Below are 18,037 nucleotides of genomic sequence, written 5' to 3' on the forward strand. Positions count from 1 at the left end.
TGGGCGAGAAGAAGCAAACCTGTTTTTCAATGTGATTGCCAAGCGTTATGAGCATGGCAGTGTCATATTGACGAGTAACCTATCATTTGGGCAATGGCCAAGTGCTTTTGCTGATGACGCAACATTAACTGCCGCTATGCTTGATCGTTTACTTCATCATTCGCATGTACTGCAATTAAGCGGTGAAAGCTACCGATTGAAAGATAAGCGGCGCTCAGGAGCAATAACTGAGTAAAACAGTGGATCAATTTTGATTGATCGGATTTAGATAAAAAGTGGATCAGTTTTCGGTGATCGTTGACAGCAAGTTAGGCAACAGTTGTTTTTTTATGGTTAATATTTGTATCTTAGTCGTTAAAAAAACACCGATAACAAAATGATTATTTAATAAAGCGAGTTTCTGAATAACATTTCTAGCTTGTAAATATTCATCCTCATTCTTAACAACAAATACTTTATCCAAATATCCTTGCCCATCATGCTGTACAAGCGCATTGACGTTTCTCACCGTTGTTTCCTGCATCCCCCATAGCCCATCGTGATATTCTGTCGTGATAGCTGAGATAAATATTACTCTGGCTCCATCAAGCTTTGCCGTTTTTAACCCTGTCAATGCATTACTTATTCCTGGGCCTGCCGTCGCAAAAGATATCGCTATTTTATTATGACAAAGACTATATTCTGACGCGCAAAACACACTACCCACCTCGGTGCGGCAATGTATAACATTTATTTTTTTTGAGCTAGAAAGTTCTTGCCATATCGGTACGATAAAGCCACCAGATACCCCAAATGCTAAGTCAACACCCAAAAACTCTAAAAAATTGACTAAATCATGTGCAATTTTTATCTCCATTGTGACCTCTAATAACTTGAATAGATTAGATTTGTTAACATCAGAAATCAAAATTGTAAGAAAACCTCATCACTGCGGTATCCAGTCTTGAATGCCTTCAAGTTGCCTTTTGGATTCCTGTTTTCTATTTACTCTACAATTGTCATTGTCAGCTTTATATTTTTCTATCTCAGTGATAAATTCTATTGACTTATTCACATGAACTTACTGAATGAAGGAATTTACTTTTATTATCAATTGATTATGCAAATAAAATTCAGAGAACAATAAGTTGGCGATTGCATGCTATAGCGCAGTTATATTTTATCCACAAAGATGTTTTTAAGTGATCCAATAACCTATGCAAGGAGGAGGAGAGAAAAAACAATTATCAAACTTAATACTGGCAACACATTTTTAGTAAGACGATTTTTCGTGTAGTGAAGAGCTTATTTGCCGAGCTACACTTAACAACAAATAAGTAAATTAGAGACAAAAAAGCCCTTTCGGCATTAACCTTGTTTGAATAAGAAGAAACCGTTACCTACTGTTTATCAGATCCTGCCTCTTCTTTTAACAATTACTTAACCTAATTAAAATGGCGCGGCGACAGGCTTAATACAGCTCACGATTATATTTTTTGTGCCATCACCCGTTCAACAGTATCAACTACCGCTTGGGTATGAGCATCAATTTCTATATTAACTTTTTCACCAAGACGCTTGTCTGCCAGCGTGGTACGCGCAATGGTTTCTGGGATCAGATGGACGCAAAAACGATTATTAACCACATCCCCGACTGTTAAGCTGATTCCATCAACACCAATAAATCCCTTATGCAGAATATATTTCATTAATTGTTTATCATGCACATAAAACCAAATTTGCAGATTATTTTCAGCTTTGAAAATCTTAGCAACTTCGGCGGTAGTAATAATATGACCCGACATAACATGGCCACCAATTTCATCACCATATTTTGCTGATCTTTCTAAATTAATCATATCGCCTAGTTTTAAACTGCCTAAGTTTGTTAGTCGCAAAGTCTCCTTCATTAAATCAAAACTCACCTTATCCCCATTGATATGGGTAACAGTTAAACAGCAGCCATTATTAGCCACAGAGGCGCCTGTTTCTAAACCAGCGAGTAATTCACTAGGGAATTGGATAGTATAAGTACGAAAATTAACGCTATCTTCAACCGCAATTAATGTTCCTTTTCCTTTCACAATGCCTGTAAACATATCTTGAGTTCCCAACTTTAATAAAAGATTAGTCATCATTCTACGTCAGTTATGCTAGATAAGCACTCTAGAAACATAAAATATGGTAGCTTTCTATCTATTTATGGCGATAACTTTACCAAATCGATACAATAAGTAGATTTTTAACGGATCAATTCCTTTTCCGGCTTCTCTTCATTTTTTATAAGGTATGGTGGGTGAATAAATATTTTAAAGAGGCACAAAGCCTATTAGCATTGGGTATTCCGATTATTCTTGCTCAATTCTCACAAACCGCAATGGGTTTTGTCGATACAGTAATGGCAGGCAAAGTTAGTGAAACTGATATGTCTGCTGTTGCGGTAGGAACGTCTATTTGGTTACCTGCTATTTTGTTTGGCCACGGTTTATTAATGGCTTTAACCCCCGTGGTAGCGCAATTAAATGGTTCAGGCCGCCGTCAAGTTATCGGTAATCATATACAACAAGGCTTATGGCTAGCTTTCTTTTTATCACTTTTGGTCATTGGTGTTATTTATAACGCCCATCATATTATAAATAATATGCCTAATATTGATCACGAACTGGCAAATAAAGCGGTGCGGTTTTTACATGCCATTATGTGGGGAGCACCAGGCTATCTTTTTTATCAAGTTTTACGTAGTCAGTGCGATGGATTATCTAAAACAAAACCGGGTATGTTTATAGGTTTCCTTGGTTTATTTATCAACATACCGATCAACTATATTTTTATCTATGGTCATTTTGGTGCACCGGCACTGGGTGGTGTCGGTTGTGGTGTAGCCACTGCCTCAGTATATTGGGCAATGTTCTTTTTTATGCGCTGGTATATCCGCCATACTCCTACACAACGCGACATCCGCGCTAACAAACAATTTGCCTTACCCGACTTCTCTTTATTAAAACGTCTGTTCGCGCTAGGTTTACCTATTGGTCTAGCTTATTTCTTTGAAGTGACGCTTTTTGCTATTGTAGCCTTATTGGTCGCGCCATTAGGCATTATTGCTGTTGCAGGACATCAAGTGGCTTTAAATTTTAGTTCATTAATGTTTATGTTTCCTATTTCTCTTGGTATGGCTGCAACGATTCGTGTTGGTTATAATTTAGGCGGCGCTTCAACTAAAAACGCAAAAACATCCGCCTATGCTAGTATTATGGTCGGTTTAACGGTAGCTTGCTGCACCGCACTTGTGACAGTGTCACTCAGGGAACAGATCGCATTAATGTATAATCGCAATCCAGAAGTGGTCCTTTTGGCGTCACAATTAATGTTATTCGCTGCAATCTATCAGATTTCCGATGCCATTCAGGTAATTGGTGCCGGTATATTACGCGGCTATAAAGATACCCGTTCGATTTTCTTTATCACTTTCATTTCTTACTGGTTGCTCGGTTTGCCAACAGGTTATCTACTTGGTTTAACTGACTTTATTGTGCCACACCTGGGGCCTAAGGGTTTCTGGATTGGTTTTATTATTGGCTTAACGGCATCCGCTATCATGATACTTTCTCGCATATTATGGCTTCAACGCCAATCAGACGAGTTTGTGTTAAAGCATTCAACTCGATAACTATTTAGTCAAACGGGCACAAGGTATAAACAATGAAAATTGTTCTTTTATGCTAAATAGCATTAAATACGAGCAGTTAGACGTGAAATTGTATTTTTCCCTTGCCAGAATGGAAACTGCCCGTTAATATTCGTTTCCACATTGTCGCCATAGCAATTCTTATTGCGTCCGTAGCTCAGCTGGTTAGAGCACCACCTTGACATGGTGGGGGTCGGTGGTTCGAGTCCACTCGGACGCACCAATTGTTAGCGATATCTTTCTAGTGCGTCCGTAGCTCAGTTGGTTAGAGCACCACCTTGACATGGTGGGGGTCGGTGGTTCAAGTCCACTCGGACGCACCAAATCTATCTATTCCCAATGCTATTTTCAGATTATATAGTCAGTAAGCTTATCGGTTTCGATGGGTAATAAAAAAGCGCGTTAACGCTTTTTTACTCTATATAATCACTTAATCAAATCTATTTGTCGCTTAGTGAACTAAATAGCCCGCTGTGAAAAGTCTCGCAAACGAAAACCAAAAACAAATAATGCCGCAAAATAACTTATTGCACCGGCGAAAACCACCAATAATAACCGCATAATCCGCATCAACATATTTCCCTGCTCCCACGCCGGCATAAAATTTAATACCAGTAATAATACTGCGACCATAACCATTAAAGCGGCCACTAATTTGACCAAGAATTTCCCCCAGCCAGCTAGTGGGATAAAAATTGCCTGGCGGCGTAATTGCCAATAAAGCATCAAAGCATTAAAGCATGCCGCTAAGCCGATTGATAAGGCTAATCCAGCATGTTTAAGCGGGCCAATAAAAGCAAGGTTCATTAATTGTGTCAAGATTAAGGTAATAATCGCGATTTTGACCGGTGTTTTAATATCTTGTCTCGAATAGAACCCAGGCGCTAATACTTTAACGATAATTAACCCCATTAAACCGACACAGTAGGCAATTAAGGCCCGCTGAGTCATTACCGCATCGTAGCCGGTAAAATTGCCATACTGAAAAAGGGACACCGTTAATGGCTGAGCTAAAATAGCCAATGCAATAGCGCAAGGTAGTGCTAATAAAAAGCAAAGCCGTAATCCCCAGTCCATTAAACGCTGATATTCTTGGTGATCACCAGTGGAGAAACTTTTCGCCAAAGAAGGTAATAAAATAGTACCTAGGGCCACCCCTAAAACCCCGGTAGGAAGTTCCATTAATCGGTCTGCATAATACATCCACGACACAGAACCTGATTGTAAAAATGAAGCAAAAATAGTATTAATAATTAACGAAATTTGGCTTACTGAAACACCGATAATCGCCGGCCCCATTAACTTCATTACTCGCCACACACCGCTATTACGCAAAGAGATACGCGGTAACACTAACATACCTATTTTTTTTAAATAAGGTAATTGATACAGCAATTGTAAAATACCACCAGCAAAAACCCCCCACGCTAACGCGATAATAGGTGGTTCACAATAGGGAGCTAACAACAGTACTGACATAATCATACTGATATTAAGTAAGGTAGGGGCAAAAGCAGGAACAGAAAAACGGTTCCAAGTATTTAAAATAGCTCCCCCCAACGAGACTAAAGAGATTAACAAAATATAGGGAAAAGTGATTCTCAATAAACGAACGGTTAAATCGAATTTATCCGGTGTATCAGTAAAACCGGGTGCGGTTATATAAATAATCCAAGGAGCCGCTAATATCCCTGCCAATATAACGATGGCCAAAATCAAGGTCAATAAACCAGAAACATAAGCAATAAATGTGCGAGTGGCTTCATCACCCTGCTGATTTTTATATTCTGCTAAGATAGGAACAAATGCTTGGGAAAATGCGCCTTCGGCAAAAATTCGGCGCAAAAGATTCGGCAATCTAAAAGCAACAAAAAAAGCGTCTGTCGCCATACCAGCACCAAAAAAACGGGCAATAATCGCATCACGAATAAAGCCTAATATTCGGGAAAACATAGTCATAGAGCTTATCGCTGCTAACGATTTTAGTAGATTCATGCAATATCTTTATTAATGATGACCATAATAGATTGATAAAGTGTATCAGCGACCTGTAAGCATGACCATGAATTAGAATAACTATTTTTACTAAACTGCAGATAAAAATCAGTCATTATTATGCTGGTTTTATTTTGCAAAATTATTCTTGGTTACTTTTGGTAATCAGAGACATTAAAATATGATCGCGCCATTCACCATTAATTTGTAAATAAGCTTTCGCATATCCCTCTGGTTTGAAACCTATCCTTTTCAGTAAATTACCACTACGATGGTTATGTGGCATATAATTTGCCATAATTCTATGCATCTGCTGCTGATATTGCATAAAATGAATTGTGGGTATTAATGCTTCATACATTAACCCCTTTCCTTGCCATATTTCACACATTGAATAACCAAGATAACAAGCCTGAAAAGCCCCTCGGATAACATTGCTAAAATTAATCACTCCGATAACTTCAGTCTCACATTTATCTAACAACAGGAAATGAAAAGCACTTTTTCTACGATGCATTTCTGCCATAATATGCAAACGTTTACTCCAGGCTGAAAGCTGATAATAACTACTATCCCGAATGGGTTCCCAAGGCTTTAAAAAATTTTCGTTCCGGCAATAGTAATTAACCAGACGATTAGCATCGGTTTCACAAGCTAACCGTATGATCAAACGTTCAGTAATAAAATAACATTCAGGCTCTCTGATTCGATATCCAAACATCTCGGCCAACTCCAGGATATTTGTGCTGAATATAAATATATTTTGTTTTTACAATAGTAAGTATATCTAATCTACTAGTATTATATTTACAAAATATCACTATGCGATACCCAATGGTGCTTAATGTCTCCAGTAACAAAAGCGCGAAACCTCGGTAAATATTTTCTTTTACTCGATAATATGTTAGTCGTATTGGGGTTTTTTGTCGTATTTCCATTAATATCGATTCACTTTGTTGAACAATTAGGTTGGCCTGGCTTAGTGGTTGGTTTTGCCCTTGGCCTTAGACAAATATTCCAACAAGGTTTAGGTATTTTCGGCGGCGCAATAGCCGATCGTTTTGGCGCTAAGCCAATGATAGTGCTAGGCATGTTGTTACGTGCTGTCGGTTTTGCTTTAATGGCAATGGCTACTGTTCCCTGGATTTTGTGGTTATCCTGCATTCTATCCGCCTTAGGCGGAACTTTATTTGATCCTCCTCGTACGGCTTTAGTCATTAAGCTAACCAAACCCCATGAACGAGGTCGCTTTTATTCATTATTATTAATGCAAGATAGTGCCGGCGCGGTGCTCGGTGCCCTACTAGGTGGCTGGCTTTTACTGTATGATTTTCAGTTTGTTTGTTGGACGGGTACAACAATTTTTATTATCGCGGCCATTTCAAACGCCTGGTTGTTGCCTGCTTATCGTATCTCAACTAGCCGAACACCGATTCGTATCGGTATGAGTAAAGTTTTTCGCGATCAACGCTTTATAAAATACATCCTTACTCTGACTGGCTATTTTATTTTGTTCGTGCAAGTGATGTTGATGTTTCCAATTGTCGTTAATGAAATAACCGGTTCACCGACCGCCATTAAATGGATGTATGCCATTGAAGCGATTATCTCTTTAACCTTACTCTATCCAATCGCCCGTTGGAGTGAAAAGCATTTTCGCCTCGAGCAACGGTTAATGACTGGTTTACTTCTTATGAGCATGGCCATGCTGCCCATTGGCTTTACCCATTCACCGACGCTACTTTTTGCCCTGATCAGTTTGTTCTATTTAGGTACTATCACTGCTGAGCCAGCACGTGAAACATTAAGTGCTTCACTGGCAGATCCTCACGCTCGCGGCAGTTATATGGGTTTTAGCCGATTAGGCCACGCTTTAGGGGGTGCAATAGGCTATATTGGTGGCGGTTGGCTATATGATATCGGATATCAGTGGGATTTACCGGCACTACCTTGGCAGCTATTAAGCATAATAGGATTATTAACCTTATGGGCTTTGTACCAACAATTTAATCAGCAGCAAAACAAAACTATCATCAATAACGATGAATAATTGTGTACAATCTTGCTATCAAAGTTACAGGAGAAAAACAAAATATGAAGCATTTTTTTACCGCAGTACTATTGTTACTCTGTGGAGTGATAGCTGGATGCGATCAATTAACCGAATTCAATATTAGTGAAGACACCATTAATAACTATCTGATCAAACATACTCACTATAGTAAAAAAATAGGCATTGCTGGACTTGCTGATGCCAGTATCGATTTAGCTAATCTTGCTGCTCAAATAGGTCGAACTGAGCCGAATAAAATCACCTTAACGGGCGTAGCTAAAATTAACCTTGAAACCCTATTTGGTTCAACACAGGCCGAAGTGTCTTTAGCTATCACTTCACTGCCCTATTTTGATGTTGATACAGGCGCCATCTATTTAAAGCAGCTAGAAATTTCTGATCACAAGATCACTCCAGAAAAAATGGCCAGCACAATTAGTCCAATACTGCCGATTGTTAATAACTCCTTAAAAACTTATTTTGAAAAAAATCCTGTCTATTTATTACAACCAGAAAAAAGTAAAGCAGAAGCATTAGCCAAAAAAATTGCCAAAGGGCTTAAAGTCAAACCGGGTAAGCTAGTTATACCATTAGTAGAATGAGCACATTAGCAACCATCAAATAGCCAATAAGGTATAACAGGCGCTCTATTCTCGCCTGTTAGATTTTAACATTAAGTGACGGCGTCACTAATTATCCGCCAACTCTTCACGCAATGCGACTAAAGCTTCACGCGTTATCATGACTAAAGTAGGATAAAAATTACTTACTGCATGGGTTTCTACTTGGCTAAAAAATAATTCGCTGGCAGGTAAAATAAACTGATCAAATAACTGAATTTGGGTTAATAACGGATCCCTGCACCGCATTATCTTCCAACCAAGATGCTGCCAATAACAAAGCAGCGAAACGATCAGCTTTTTCCGCTGATAGCGGTATGCCATTTGCGAGTAAAAATTCTTTAACTGCCGTTGCGGATATTTCACTATATTGACTAATACTGTCAGCAATAGCAGAAGTAGGATCAAGAAATAGTTGCTTAAAATCTTTAATCACTAACGCCAGATCCTGACTGCTAGCCGCTAATTGGGTTAATAATTCATCTTGCTCTAAAGGCCATGACAATTTCAATTGATCTTGCATAATCAATTCAAATAGCGGTTTAATAACAGGATCCTCTGGCGAGCGATTAAAGAGGGTTCCGAGTATTCGGCAAATCACGGAAAATTCATTGATTCTTATTTCCAACTTATGCTATATATTTAATAATTTTACTTATTAATAAGGACAATAAAACATTAACTCGCAATATCGAATATATTTTCAACAGATTGTTCTTTATTTATCTGGTTAACTACAAAAAGAGGCAAAAGTTGCAATATATTATTGACGGTTAGTCTGCTTTTTCCTATAGTAGCGCCCCGTCATACTAGTATCCTATATTAGGATGATAAACGGTGAGGTGTCCGAGTGGCTGAAGGAGCACGCCTGGAAAGTGTGTATACGTGAAAACGTATCGAGGGTTCGAATCCCTCCCTCACCGCCATATAAAATGTCTTTCTGCAACTATTTAAATTCCCCCACCACACATTCATACCGCCGATCCCTGTCCGCCATAACGACTAAGATATTGATATAACGCATTCATACCTAACCAACGATTTGCACACCAATCTGGCGCAAGTAAAGTCGGCTTACGGGCATTGGCACAGATCCGATGATAAATAATATTTTTTGGTGTATGACGGATCATTTCTCCGGCTTTTTCAACATATTCAGTTAATTCAAGTGATAACAAACGTCCTGCTCGCCAAGCTTTCGCCATTGTACTACCATCAACGATATGTAATGGATGCAATTTAATACCATCGACACCGGTATCAATGACGCGAGATATGGTTTGCAGATTTTCTTTAGTAGTTTCGCCTGGCAGCCCAACAATTAAATGCACACAAACATTTAATCCCTTTTTGCCCGCCATTCGAGCTATTTTTTGATAGCTGGCAAAATCGTGACCTCGATTGATCTTTTTTAGGGTTTTATCATGGGATGTTTGTAAACCAAGCTCTAACCAGATTTCATATCCTTGCTGCTGATATTCGACTAATAAATCCAATACCGGTTGCGAAACACAATCCGGTCGAGTACCGACACAAAGTCCAACAATATTAGCCTGATTTAATGCCTGTTGATATAGCACCTTTAAAATAGCAACCTCAGCATAGGTATTGGTATAAGCTTGAAAATAAGCCAAATAACGTTGAGCACGATGGATTTTTTTTACTTTTTGCGCGATCTGTTGCTGGATGGAAAACTGCTGTTGTTGTTCGTCGGAAAAAGAGGCAACATTACAAAAGGTACAGCCGCCACGTCCTAATGAGCCATCCCGATTAGGGCAATTAAAACCACCATGCAAACTGATCTTGTGAATTTTTTCACCATAGCGGCGCTGAAGATCAGCGCCAAACATAGTAACAACCTCATTTAACTGCATAAAATAACAATTAATTAGCGGTGTCTAATTGGGTAAAACTTTTCACCAAATCATCGATGGCTTTAACCTGTTCAAGAAAAGGCGCTAATTTTGTTAATGGCAGTGCCGATGGCCCATCACATTTAGCGTTAGTTGGATCTGGATGTGCTTCCAAAAATAATCCCGCTAAACCGACCGCCATACCTGCTCTTGCCAACTCAGCAACCTGTGCACGACGACCGCTGGAAGCAGAACCAAAAGGATCACGGCATTGCAATGCATGAGTAACATCAAAGATAACTGGCGAACCTTTTGATACATTCATCATAACGTTGAAACCTAACATATCGACGACCAAGTTATCATAACCAAAATTTACTCCGCGATCACAGAGGATAACCTTTTCATTACCGGCTTCTTTAAATTTCTCAACGATATTTCCCATTTGACCGGGGCTAATAAATTGGGGTTTTTTAACATTAATAACCGCACCGGTTTTTGCCATCGCTTCAACTAGGTCAGTTTGCCGGGCTAAAAAAGCCGGTAGTTGAATAACATCGACCACTTCAGCCACTGGTGCTGCTTGCGCTGGTTCATGAACATCAGTAATGACTTTAACACCAAATGTTTGTTTGATTTCTTGAAAAATTTTCATTCCTTCATCGAGCCCTGGGCCCCGATAAGAATGAATTGAAGAACGGTTCGCTTTGTCGAAGGAGGCCTTAAAAACATAAGGAATGTTAAGCTTGTCTGTTACGGTGACATAATGTTCGCAAATTTTCATTGCCAGATCACGCGATTCAAGCACATTCATCCCACCAAATAAAACAAATGGTAGATTATTTGCCACTTTAATATCATCAATGGCGACGACTTTATATTGCATGCTCTTACCCTTTTTATGACAGCAAATTAATTACGATTTTTGATGATCAATGCAATATAACCTGCTGGCCTTTTATTGAATAGATTTGCATTTTTATCATTTCTGAAACAGGATCTTCTGGGCATTGCTCAACAAAATAATTTAAATCAGAAATGGCAACATGATTACATTCAAGATGAGCAAAAATAAGCCCTCTATCACGTATTTCATAGGGATCTTTCGGATCAAAAATTAATAATGTTTCACAAACTCTTAGTGCTTGTTCCATTTTCTTTTCTTCCATCAACGCCGCTTTTATTGTATCAAACATTTTGCGTATGATAATTCTATGTGCAGTTTCTTCTATATCTTTTCGCGTCAAATGAGCAAAAGGACTAATTGTTCCCTTAACCCATAAATCAAGTATCTGCTCGGTGAGAGTTTCACCATTTATTGGATTAATATACCAATAAGTACCATCATCTCGACGAACGCATAGAATAAGTTGAGTCAGAAAAATAATTGGCATAACCGGCAACTGCAATTGAGTGGCAACATGCAAAAAAATTGTCCCCAATGAAACAGGTGCCCCCTGTCTTGCTATTAGCACTTTATCTAGCCAAAGTGCCTCAGAAAGCGAATAAACCCCTGTTACACCGCTAAAAAGCCAGTCTTGATAAAATAATTTTAATAATATAGATACTTGCGTTTCTATATCATCATCAGCTTGTATTGCTTGCCTCGCTTCTGCAACCAGAAGCCTAAGTTGTGCATTGACTTGTTTAACAGGAAAATCTGGCCGAATAATCCGTGAAACAAGGATAATACCTTCGCTCAGTGGTGCTTTATTAAATTCAAAATCAGCTATGGTTTTCATCACATTTCCATTGACCTACTGTAATACGATCATTACCACCATAATCCTGAAAAGTTACTACCTGTTGATAATGATGACAGGAAAATAACTGCCTTACTTGCCTTCCTTGCAACCACCCGTGTTCGAGTAAAAGCCATCCATTATTAGCTAAATAGTTTGCTGATTGTTCAATTATCAATTGAATGTCAGCCAACCCATGATTAGCCGATATTAATGCTGTTTTAGGTTCAAAACGCACATCACCTTGCTGTAAATGTGGATCACATTCATCAATATAAGGTGGATTACTGACAATCATATCAAATTGCTGAATAGGTAGTGAAGTAAACCAATTACTTTTGCAAAATTTGACATTATTAATTAGCAAATTATCAGCATTAAGTTGGGCTAATGTAATTGCGGCATCACTAATATCAACACCGACTATCTGCGCTTGCGGGCACTCTGATGCTAAAGCTAACGCCACAGCACCGGTACCTGTCCCCAAATCTAATATTTTTACTGCTCGCTTATCCGATAATAATTGTAATGCCCGTTCAACTAAGCATTCTGTATCCGGACGAGGGATTAATGTAACAGATGAAACTTTTATTGGTAACGACCAAAACTCTTTTTCTTCGACTAAATACGCGATAGGCTCACCCCTGGCACGACGAACTAATAAATGTTCAAGCTGCTGTTGTTGCTTGACGCTTAATTCTGTTTCGCCAAACGCTATAAGGAAAGTTCGTGTTTTTCCTGTTATATATTGCAACAGAATTTCAGCATCACGTTTTGCGCTATTACTATGGCAAAGCTGATTAGCCGCATAAGTTAGCCAATGCTGATAATTCATTAATCCTGCTCGGATAAAGCAGAAAGTTGATCTGCTTGATATTCGTTAATAATTGGCTGAATCAACATATCTAATTTTCCCTCTATCACTTCATCTAAGCGATAGAGCGTTAAATTAATACGATGATCAGTGATGCGTCCTTGTGGAAAATTATAGGTTCTAATCCTATCGGAACGATCACCTGAACCGAGTAGATTTCGGCGCTCAGAGGCTTCAGCTTCACGACGTTTCTGCACTTCCGCGGCGCGAATACGGGCAGCTAAAACCGATAGCGCTTTGGCTTTATTTTTATGTTGTGAACGTTCATCCTGACACTCAACCACAATTCCGGTTGGAATATGGGTGATACGGATCGCGGAGTCAGTAGTATTAACGTGTTGTCCACCCGCACCTGATGAACGAAAAGTGTCAATTCTTAAGTCACTCGGGTTAATGTCCGGTAGTTCTGTTGCCGGAATTTCAGCCAGAATAGCAACGGTACAAGCAGAGGTATGAATACGCCCTTGAGATTCAGTTTCCGGCACCCGCTGAACACGATGTCCGCCTGACTCAAACTTTAAACGCCCATAAACACTATCACCCGAAACTTTGGCAATAATTTCTTTATATCCACCATGTTCTCCCTCACTCGCATTCATTACTTCAATGCGCCAGCGACGGGATTCGGCATAGCGATTATACATTCTAAAAAGATCACCGGCGAATATTGCTGCCTCATCACCACCGGTACCGGCCCGAATTTCTAAAAAGCAATTTTTTTCATCATCGGGATCTTTTGGTAACAGCAAAATCTGTAACTGTTGTTCAAATTCTTCATTACGCTTTTTCGCTTCTTTTAATTCTTCCTGAGCCATCTCACGCATTTCAGGATCATGCAGTAATGTTTCAGCCGTCTCAATATCTTGCTGAACAGCGCGCCATGACTGAAAACACTTAGTTACATCAGTTAACTGCGCATACTCTTTAGACAATGCCCGGAAACGCTCTTGATCTGCGATCACTTCTGCATCGACCAGGTGAGCTTGAATTTCTTCGTAGCGTTCCTGCAATGCTTCTAACTTAGCAATTATTGAAGACTTCATTCGTTATGTTAGACCTTACTTAAGGTAGTTTAATTTTGCTCCAGTCCTAAGCTATCTTTTAAAATATTAAGACGATGAATATCACCATCTGTTGCTGCTTGCTGGAGTGATTTGGTTGGTGAGTGGATCAGGCGATTCATTAACTGATAGGTCAATTGGTTGATTACTTGCTCGCTATCTGCACCATTTCGCAGCGAAGCAAGCGCTTTTTCTACCATTTCAGTCCTAATTTGCTCTGCCTGACTACGATAATCACGAATTGTATTGACTGATGACTGAGAACGCAACCAATCCATAAAATAAGCACTTTCTTGCTCAACAATAAGCTCTGCCTGAACTGCCGCCATTTTCCGTTGTTCCAGATTGTGTTGCACGATAGCGTGCAAATCATCAACGCTATAGAGATAAATATTATTCAGCTTGTCAACATCCGGTTCAATATCTCGCGGAACGGCAATATCAATTAGCAACATAGGCTTATTACGCCGGGCTTTCATTGCCCGTTCAACCATCCCTTTACCAATGATCGGTAAAGGACTGGCAGTAGAACTAATAACAATATCTGCTTCCGCTAAACGAGTATCAATTTCAGCTAAAGTGATAATTTCCGCACCAACTTGTTTGGCAAAACGTGATGCGCGTTCACGAGTACGGTTAGCGATAATCAAATGCTTAGCACGATGTTCACACAGATGGCGCGCAGCCAGTTCGATCGTTTCACCGGCTCCTACCAGTAAAATATGCAATTCAGACAGTGATTCAAAAATTTGACGAGCTAGGGTACAGGCTAAAAAAGCAACCGAAACTGCATTAGCACCAATTTCTGTTTCCGTACGAATACGTTTAGCAACTGAAAATGAGCGTTGAAATAAACGCTCCAGCTCGCTCGATAATTTTTTATAATGCTGAGATTTAGAAAACGCTTGTTTAACTTGACCTAAAATTTGTGGTTCACCTAAGACCAATGAATCTAATCCACTGGTAACACGCATTAAATGGCTAACAGCGGCATTATCCTGGTGCCAATAAATACTCGCTTTAACCTCATTTAAATTTAAACGATGATAGCTGCATAACCAGTCAATTAATTGATCTTGCAGAGATTCTTGTGATTCAACACAGAGATAAAGCTCAGTACGATTACAGGTAGAGAGCACAACGCCACCGTGAACAAACGGCTGCTGGAGTAAATTATCCAGTGCATGTTCAATTCGTTCCGGCCCAAAGGTCAACCGTTCACGTAACGTTATAGGCGCGGTTTTATAATTTACACCGAGTGCAAGTAATGTCATATTCACTAAATCAAGTAGCTAAATGGATTCTAAACATCTGTTAAGCACACAAAAATAAAACCGATAACTTTAATAAGGAAATTTTGAGGTAGTATTCTACTTTATGCAACTAAGCAATTAAAGATGTTAAACTAAGCAAATGAATAAATCGGGCATTTTTTCCCAATTATAGTTACATTTATCTGAGTAACATTCTGATCGATAGCAAAAAATTAATATCAACCGAGTGAATAGGAAATATTTAATGATACTCATTGCCAAGCAGTTTGCTAGTTTGCGTCATGTTTGTTGGCGATTTATTCCGCTACTTGCTATTTTTTTGACCGCCTGTACATTTAATCAACAATTAACAACTGAAAAAGACGGTTCAATAACCAATCCCTTATGGATAAGCCACCAGCATCAACTGGCCAAGCTGACAAAATTTCAAACCCGTGGTGCTTTTGCCTATATTGGCCCGGATAATAAAACCTATGCCAAATTCTTTTGGCAACAATATACCCTGTCTAATTACCGCCTGTTGCTGACTAATCCACTAGGAACAACAGAATTAGAGCTCAATGTATCACCAAGCGTTACTCAGCTAATGGATAGAGAAGGTAAAAAATATGTTAATAATCATCCAACACAGATGATTTATCAATTAACGGGGATGGCAATCCCGATTGAAAATCTGCCCTATTGGTTAATCGGCTTACCAACCAATGCTACCTCATTCACATTGGACGAAAATGGGCTGTTAAAAACGATCGAATATAGGCAAAATGGCGAAACCTGGCAGTTAAACTACCTGGCTTATCATCAGGATAGCCAGCCTAAACTACCTAGTCGTATTGAATTAACGCAAGGTAAACAACGTATCAAATTAAAAATGGACAGTTGGACGCTAATCGAATGACATTAACCTGGCCTTCACCAGCAAAGCTTAACTTATTTCTCTATATTACCGGTCGTCGAGCGGACGGTTATCATCAACTTCAGACTCTGTTTCAATTTCTTAATTATGGTGATGAAATCACGATTGAACCACGTGAAGATAAGCAAATTCGGCTAGTTACGCCCTTTATTAATCTACCAGCAGAAAATAACCTAATTATTAGCGCCGCGCGTCTATTACAACATTATTGCCTGGAAACAGGCCGCGCGGATAATCAGCAAGGTGCGAATATTTATGTTAATAAAAGATTACCTATTGGTGGTGGTTTAGGTGGTGGTTCCTCTAATGCAGCGACCACATTGATTGCGTTAAATCACCATTGGCAAACCAATATTGATGATAATACGCTAGCTAAGCTTGCTCGTCAGCTCGGCGCCGATGTTCCGGTATTCGTAAAAGGTCACGCCGCATTTGCAGAAGGCATCGGTGATCAACTTCTGCCGGCAAATCCGGCAGAAAAATGGTATTTAGTGGCTCACCCTGGAATAAATATTGCTACCCAGCAAATTTTTGCTGATCCGGAATTAAAACGAAATTCAATAAAACGCTCATTAAGCGCTTTATTACAAGGGCCATACACAAATGATTGTGAACCAATCGCAAGAAAACGTTTTCCTGAGGTTGAAGAGCTTATTTCATGGCTGCTAGAATATACATCATCACGTCTTACCGGCACAGGTGCTTGCGTTTTTGCTGAATTCGAAACTGAAGTAGCTGCCCGTAAGGTGTTAAATAAAGCCCCAGAGTGGGTGCAGGGTTTTGTTGCGCAAGGCGTTAACCAATCTCCTTTGCATACATTCCGCGCTGGGATTTCCAGATATTGAAGCCATTAATATAATAATATTTTTGGTCGATAATATCTTTATAGACGCAAGCCTGAGGTTTTTTACGTGCCTGATATGAAGCTTTTTGCTGGTAATGCTACACCGGAACTTGCTCAACGAGTTGCCAATCGTCTGTATACGAGCCTTGGCGATGCTGCGGTTGGTCGTTTTAGTGACGGTGAAGTTAGTGTACAAATTAATGAAAATGTCCGTGGTGGCGATATTTTTATCATACAATCAACATGTGCTCCAACAAACGACAACTTAATGGAGCTTGTTGTCATGGTTGATGCGCTACGCCGTGCATCTGCTGGTCGGATCACCGCTGTCATTCCCTATTTTGGTTATGCACGTCAAGATCGCCGCGTACGTTCAGCTCGTGTGCCTATTACCGCTAAAGTAGTGGCCGATTTTCTTTCCAGTGTTGGTGTTGACCGTGTCTTAACTGTCGATCTCCATGCCGAGCAAATCCAGGGTTTTTTTGATGTTCCGGTAGATAACGTTTTTGGTAGTCCAATCTTGTTAGAAGATATGCTACAACAAAATCTAGACAATCCGATTGTCGTGTCACCCGATATAGGCGGAGTAGTACGTGCCCGCGCCATTGCTAAATTATTAAATGATACCGATATGGCGATTATTGATAAACGTCGGCCACGAGCAAACGTTTCCCAGGTTATGCATATCATTGGTGATGTGGCTAATCGAGACTGTGTATTGGTTGATGATATGATCGATACCGGCGGTACCTTGTGTAAAGCGGCTGAAGCACTTAAGGAACGAGGCGCTAAACGGGTATTTGCTTATGCTACCCATCCCATATTTTCTGGTAATGCCGTCGCTAATATTAAAGATTCAGTCATTGATGAAGTGGTTATTTGTGACACTATCCCCTTATCAGCTGAAATCAAACAGCTCAATAAGGTTCGCTCTTTAACGCTGTCAGGCATGTTGGCTGAAGCCATTCGTAGGATCAGCAATGAAGAGTCGATCTCAGCGATGTTTGAACACTAAATAATAAATTACCCTGAGTTAAATTTTTAGCGGCCGCATTGATTAACTTAGTATTACCGAAAACCCTTTGATACTTATCACGGGGTTTTTATTTGCGATAAGATAATAACAGTATAACCCTAA

The 18,037-nt window shown here is 39.5% G+C and carries 19 protein-coding genes and 3 tRNA genes; 10 read left to right on the forward strand and 12 right to left on the reverse strand.

Features of this window, described 5'->3' with window-relative positions; translation table 11 throughout:
* Nucleotides 1–235: ATP-binding protein (locus G468_RS0101455; RefSeq protein WP_026821584.1), on the forward strand; the 235-nt coding region annotated here is incomplete at its 5' end.
* Nucleotides 236–280: 45 nt separating this feature from the next.
* On the opposite strand, the gene G468_RS0101460 is transcribed toward G468_RS0101455, so the two are convergent.
* Nucleotides 281–856, reverse strand: coding sequence for a thiamine pyrophosphate-binding protein (locus tag G468_RS0101460; RefSeq protein WP_026821585.1), 576 nt, complete (start codon nucleotides 854–856; stop codon nucleotides 281–283).
* Between the two features lie 610 nt (nucleotides 857–1,466).
* A complete protein-coding gene (locus G468_RS0101465) occupies nucleotides 1,467–2,078 on the reverse strand; it encodes a riboflavin synthase (protein ID WP_026821586.1) in 612 nt (203 codons plus the stop codon).
* A gap of 197 nt (nucleotides 2,079–2,275) precedes the next feature.
* Between G468_RS0101465 and G468_RS0101470 the strand changes: the two genes are divergently transcribed.
* The 3 genes from G468_RS0101470 to G468_RS0101480 all read left to right on the forward strand — a co-directional run bounded on the left by G468_RS0101470 (nucleotide 2,276) and on the right by G468_RS0101480 (nucleotide 3,990).
* Nucleotides 2,276–3,649, forward strand: a complete 1,374-nt coding sequence (locus tag G468_RS0101470) for an MATE family efflux transporter (protein ID WP_026821587.1) — start codon at nucleotides 2,276–2,278, stop codon at nucleotides 3,647–3,649.
* A 164-nt stretch (nucleotides 3,650–3,813) separates the two neighbouring features.
* Nucleotides 3,814–3,890, forward strand: a tRNA-Val gene (locus tag G468_RS0101475).
* 23 nt (nucleotides 3,891–3,913) lie between these two features.
* Nucleotides 3,914–3,990 (forward strand) — tRNA-Val (locus tag G468_RS0101480).
* 136 nt (nucleotides 3,991–4,126) lie between these two features.
* On the opposite strand, the gene murJ is transcribed toward G468_RS0101480, so the two are convergent.
* Together murJ and rimJ are read right to left on the reverse strand one after the other, a co-directional pair.
* Complete coding sequence (murJ, locus tag G468_RS0101485) at nucleotides 4,127–5,662, reverse strand: murein biosynthesis integral membrane protein MurJ (RefSeq protein WP_026821588.1); 1,536 nt, start codon at nucleotides 5,660–5,662, stop codon at nucleotides 4,127–4,129.
* A 142-nt stretch (nucleotides 5,663–5,804) separates the two neighbouring features.
* On the reverse strand, nucleotides 5,805–6,383 hold the full coding sequence (gene rimJ, locus G468_RS0101495) for a ribosomal protein S5-alanine N-acetyltransferase (protein WP_026821589.1): 579 nt from the start codon (nucleotides 6,381–6,383) through the stop codon (nucleotides 5,805–5,807).
* Between the two features lie 123 nt (nucleotides 6,384–6,506).
* Here rimJ and mdtH point away from each other — a divergent pair, with 123 nt between their 5' ends.
* Nucleotides 6,507–7,712 (forward strand): multidrug efflux MFS transporter MdtH, encoded by a 1,206-nt coding sequence (mdtH, locus tag G468_RS0101500; RefSeq protein WP_026821590.1) that lies wholly within the window; start codon nucleotides 6,507–6,509, stop codon nucleotides 7,710–7,712.
* A gap of 44 nt (nucleotides 7,713–7,756) precedes the next feature.
* Nucleotides 7,757–8,317 (forward strand): lipoprotein, encoded by a 561-nt coding sequence (locus G468_RS0101505; protein WP_026821591.1) that lies wholly within the window; start codon nucleotides 7,757–7,759, stop codon nucleotides 8,315–8,317.
* 87 nt (nucleotides 8,318–8,404) lie between these two features.
* Here the strand turns inward: G468_RS0101505 and G468_RS25195 are convergent, their stop codons facing one another.
* Complete coding sequence (locus G468_RS25195; RefSeq protein ID WP_338078173.1) at nucleotides 8,405–8,584, reverse strand: hypothetical protein; 180 nt, start codon at nucleotides 8,582–8,584, stop codon at nucleotides 8,405–8,407.
* The gene (locus tag G468_RS19410; RefSeq protein WP_338078174.1) at nucleotides 8,541–8,936 is read right to left on the reverse strand and encodes a hypothetical protein; all 396 of its coding nucleotides are present in this window, start codon (nucleotides 8,934–8,936) and stop codon (nucleotides 8,541–8,543) included. The genes G468_RS25195 and G468_RS19410 overlap by 44 nt, the downstream gene beginning before the upstream one ends.
* A gap of 235 nt (nucleotides 8,937–9,171) precedes the next feature.
* Here G468_RS19410 and G468_RS0101515 point away from each other — a divergent pair.
* A tRNA-Ser gene (locus G468_RS0101515) sits at nucleotides 9,172–9,261 on the forward strand.
* 45 nt (nucleotides 9,262–9,306) lie between these two features.
* Here the strand turns inward: G468_RS0101515 and mnmL are convergent.
* Genes mnmL through hemA form a run of 6 tightly spaced genes read right to left on the reverse strand, consistent with a single transcriptional unit; the run spans nucleotide 9,307 to nucleotide 15,139 of the window.
* Entirely contained in the window at nucleotides 9,307–10,209 is a 903-nt protein-coding gene (mnmL, locus tag G468_RS0101520) for a tRNA modification radical SAM protein MnmL/YtqA (protein WP_026821592.1), read from the reverse strand.
* 10 nt (nucleotides 10,210–10,219) lie between these two features.
* Nucleotides 10,220–11,074, reverse strand: a complete 855-nt coding sequence (gene kdsA / locus G468_RS0101525; RefSeq protein WP_026821593.1) for a 3-deoxy-8-phosphooctulonate synthase — start codon at nucleotides 11,072–11,074, stop codon at nucleotides 10,220–10,222.
* Between the two features lie 46 nt (nucleotides 11,075–11,120).
* Nucleotides 11,121–11,930 (reverse strand): invasion regulator SirB1, encoded by an 810-nt coding sequence (gene sirB1 / locus G468_RS0101530; protein WP_026821594.1) that lies wholly within the window; start codon nucleotides 11,928–11,930, stop codon nucleotides 11,121–11,123.
* Nucleotides 11,914–12,765 carry a peptide chain release factor N(5)-glutamine methyltransferase gene (gene prmC, locus G468_RS0101535; protein ID WP_026821595.1) on the reverse strand — a complete coding sequence of 284 codons (852 nt, stop codon included), beginning with the start codon at nucleotides 12,763–12,765 and terminating at the stop codon, nucleotides 11,914–11,916. Before prmC ends, sirB1 begins: the two co-directional genes overlap by 17 nt.
* Nucleotides 12,765–13,847, reverse strand: a complete 1,083-nt coding sequence (gene prfA, locus G468_RS0101540; RefSeq protein WP_026821596.1) for a peptide chain release factor 1 — start codon at nucleotides 13,845–13,847, stop codon at nucleotides 12,765–12,767. The genes prmC and prfA overlap by 1 nt, the downstream gene beginning before the upstream one ends.
* A gap of 29 nt (nucleotides 13,848–13,876) precedes the next feature.
* Entirely contained in the window at nucleotides 13,877–15,139 is a 1,263-nt protein-coding gene (gene hemA / locus G468_RS0101545; protein WP_026821597.1) for a glutamyl-tRNA reductase, read from the reverse strand.
* Between the two features lie 244 nt (nucleotides 15,140–15,383).
* Here hemA and lolB point away from each other — a divergent pair, with 244 nt between their 5' ends.
* From lolB to prs, 3 genes are all read left to right on the forward strand, one after another.
* On the forward strand, nucleotides 15,384–16,037 hold the full coding sequence (gene lolB, locus G468_RS0101550) for a lipoprotein insertase outer membrane protein LolB (RefSeq protein ID WP_051296905.1): 654 nt from the start codon (nucleotides 15,384–15,386) through the stop codon (nucleotides 16,035–16,037).
* Nucleotides 16,034–16,900, forward strand: a complete 867-nt coding sequence (gene ispE, locus G468_RS0101555; protein ID WP_026821599.1) for a 4-(cytidine 5'-diphospho)-2-C-methyl-D-erythritol kinase — start codon at nucleotides 16,034–16,036, stop codon at nucleotides 16,898–16,900. Before lolB ends, ispE begins: the two co-directional genes overlap by 4 nt.
* A gap of 66 nt (nucleotides 16,901–16,966) precedes the next feature.
* Nucleotides 16,967–17,914, forward strand: a complete 948-nt coding sequence (gene prs, locus G468_RS0101560) for a ribose-phosphate diphosphokinase (protein ID WP_026821600.1) — start codon at nucleotides 16,967–16,969, stop codon at nucleotides 17,912–17,914.
* Nucleotides 17,915–18,037 lie beyond the last annotated feature (123 nt).

Source organism: Arsenophonus nasoniae DSM 15247 (assembly GCF_000429565.1).
GTDB lineage: Bacteria > Pseudomonadota > Gammaproteobacteria > Enterobacterales > Enterobacteriaceae > Arsenophonus > Arsenophonus nasoniae.

Coding starts and splice junctions, on each gene's coding strand:
- kdsA (WP_026821593.1), bottom strand. CDS start 11,074: ATGCAATATAAAGTCGTCGCCATTGATGATATTAAAGTGGCAAATAAT.
- ispE (WP_026821599.1), top strand. CDS start 16,034: ATGACATTAACCTGGCCTTCACCAGCAAAGCTTAACTTATTTCTCTAT.
- rimJ (WP_026821589.1), bottom strand. CDS start 6,383: ATGTTTGGATATCGAATCAGAGAGCCTGAATGTTATTTTATTACTGAA.
- G468_RS0101460 (WP_026821585.1), bottom strand. CDS start 856: ATGGAGATAAAAATTGCACATGATTTAGTCAATTTTTTAGAGTTTTTG.
- G468_RS0101505 (WP_026821591.1), top strand. CDS start 7,757: ATGAAGCATTTTTTTACCGCAGTACTATTGTTACTCTGTGGAGTGATA.
- G468_RS0101465 (WP_026821586.1), bottom strand. CDS start 2,078: ATGTTTACAGGCATTGTGAAAGGAAAAGGAACATTAATTGCGGTTGAA.
- murJ (WP_026821588.1), bottom strand. CDS start 5,662: ATGAATCTACTAAAATCGTTAGCAGCGATAAGCTCTATGACTATGTTT.
- mnmL (WP_026821592.1), bottom strand. CDS start 10,209: ATGCAGTTAAATGAGGTTGTTACTATGTTTGGCGCTGATCTTCAGCGC.
- prfA (WP_026821596.1), bottom strand. CDS start 13,847: ATGAAGTCTTCAATAATTGCTAAGTTAGAAGCATTGCAGGAACGCTAC.
- prmC (WP_026821595.1), bottom strand. CDS start 12,765: ATGAATTATCAGCATTGGCTAACTTATGCGGCTAATCAGCTTTGCCAT.
- G468_RS25195 (WP_338078173.1), bottom strand. CDS start 8,584: ATGCGGTGCAGGGATCCGTTATTAACCCAAATTCAGTTATTTGATCAG.
- sirB1 (WP_026821594.1), bottom strand. CDS start 11,930: ATGAAAACCATAGCTGATTTTGAATTTAATAAAGCACCACTGAGCGAA.
- lolB (WP_051296905.1), top strand. CDS start 15,384: ATGATACTCATTGCCAAGCAGTTTGCTAGTTTGCGTCATGTTTGTTGG.
- mdtH (WP_026821590.1), top strand. CDS start 6,507: ATGTCTCCAGTAACAAAAGCGCGAAACCTCGGTAAATATTTTCTTTTA.
- hemA (WP_026821597.1), bottom strand. CDS start 15,139: ATGACATTACTTGCACTCGGTGTAAATTATAAAACCGCGCCTATAACG.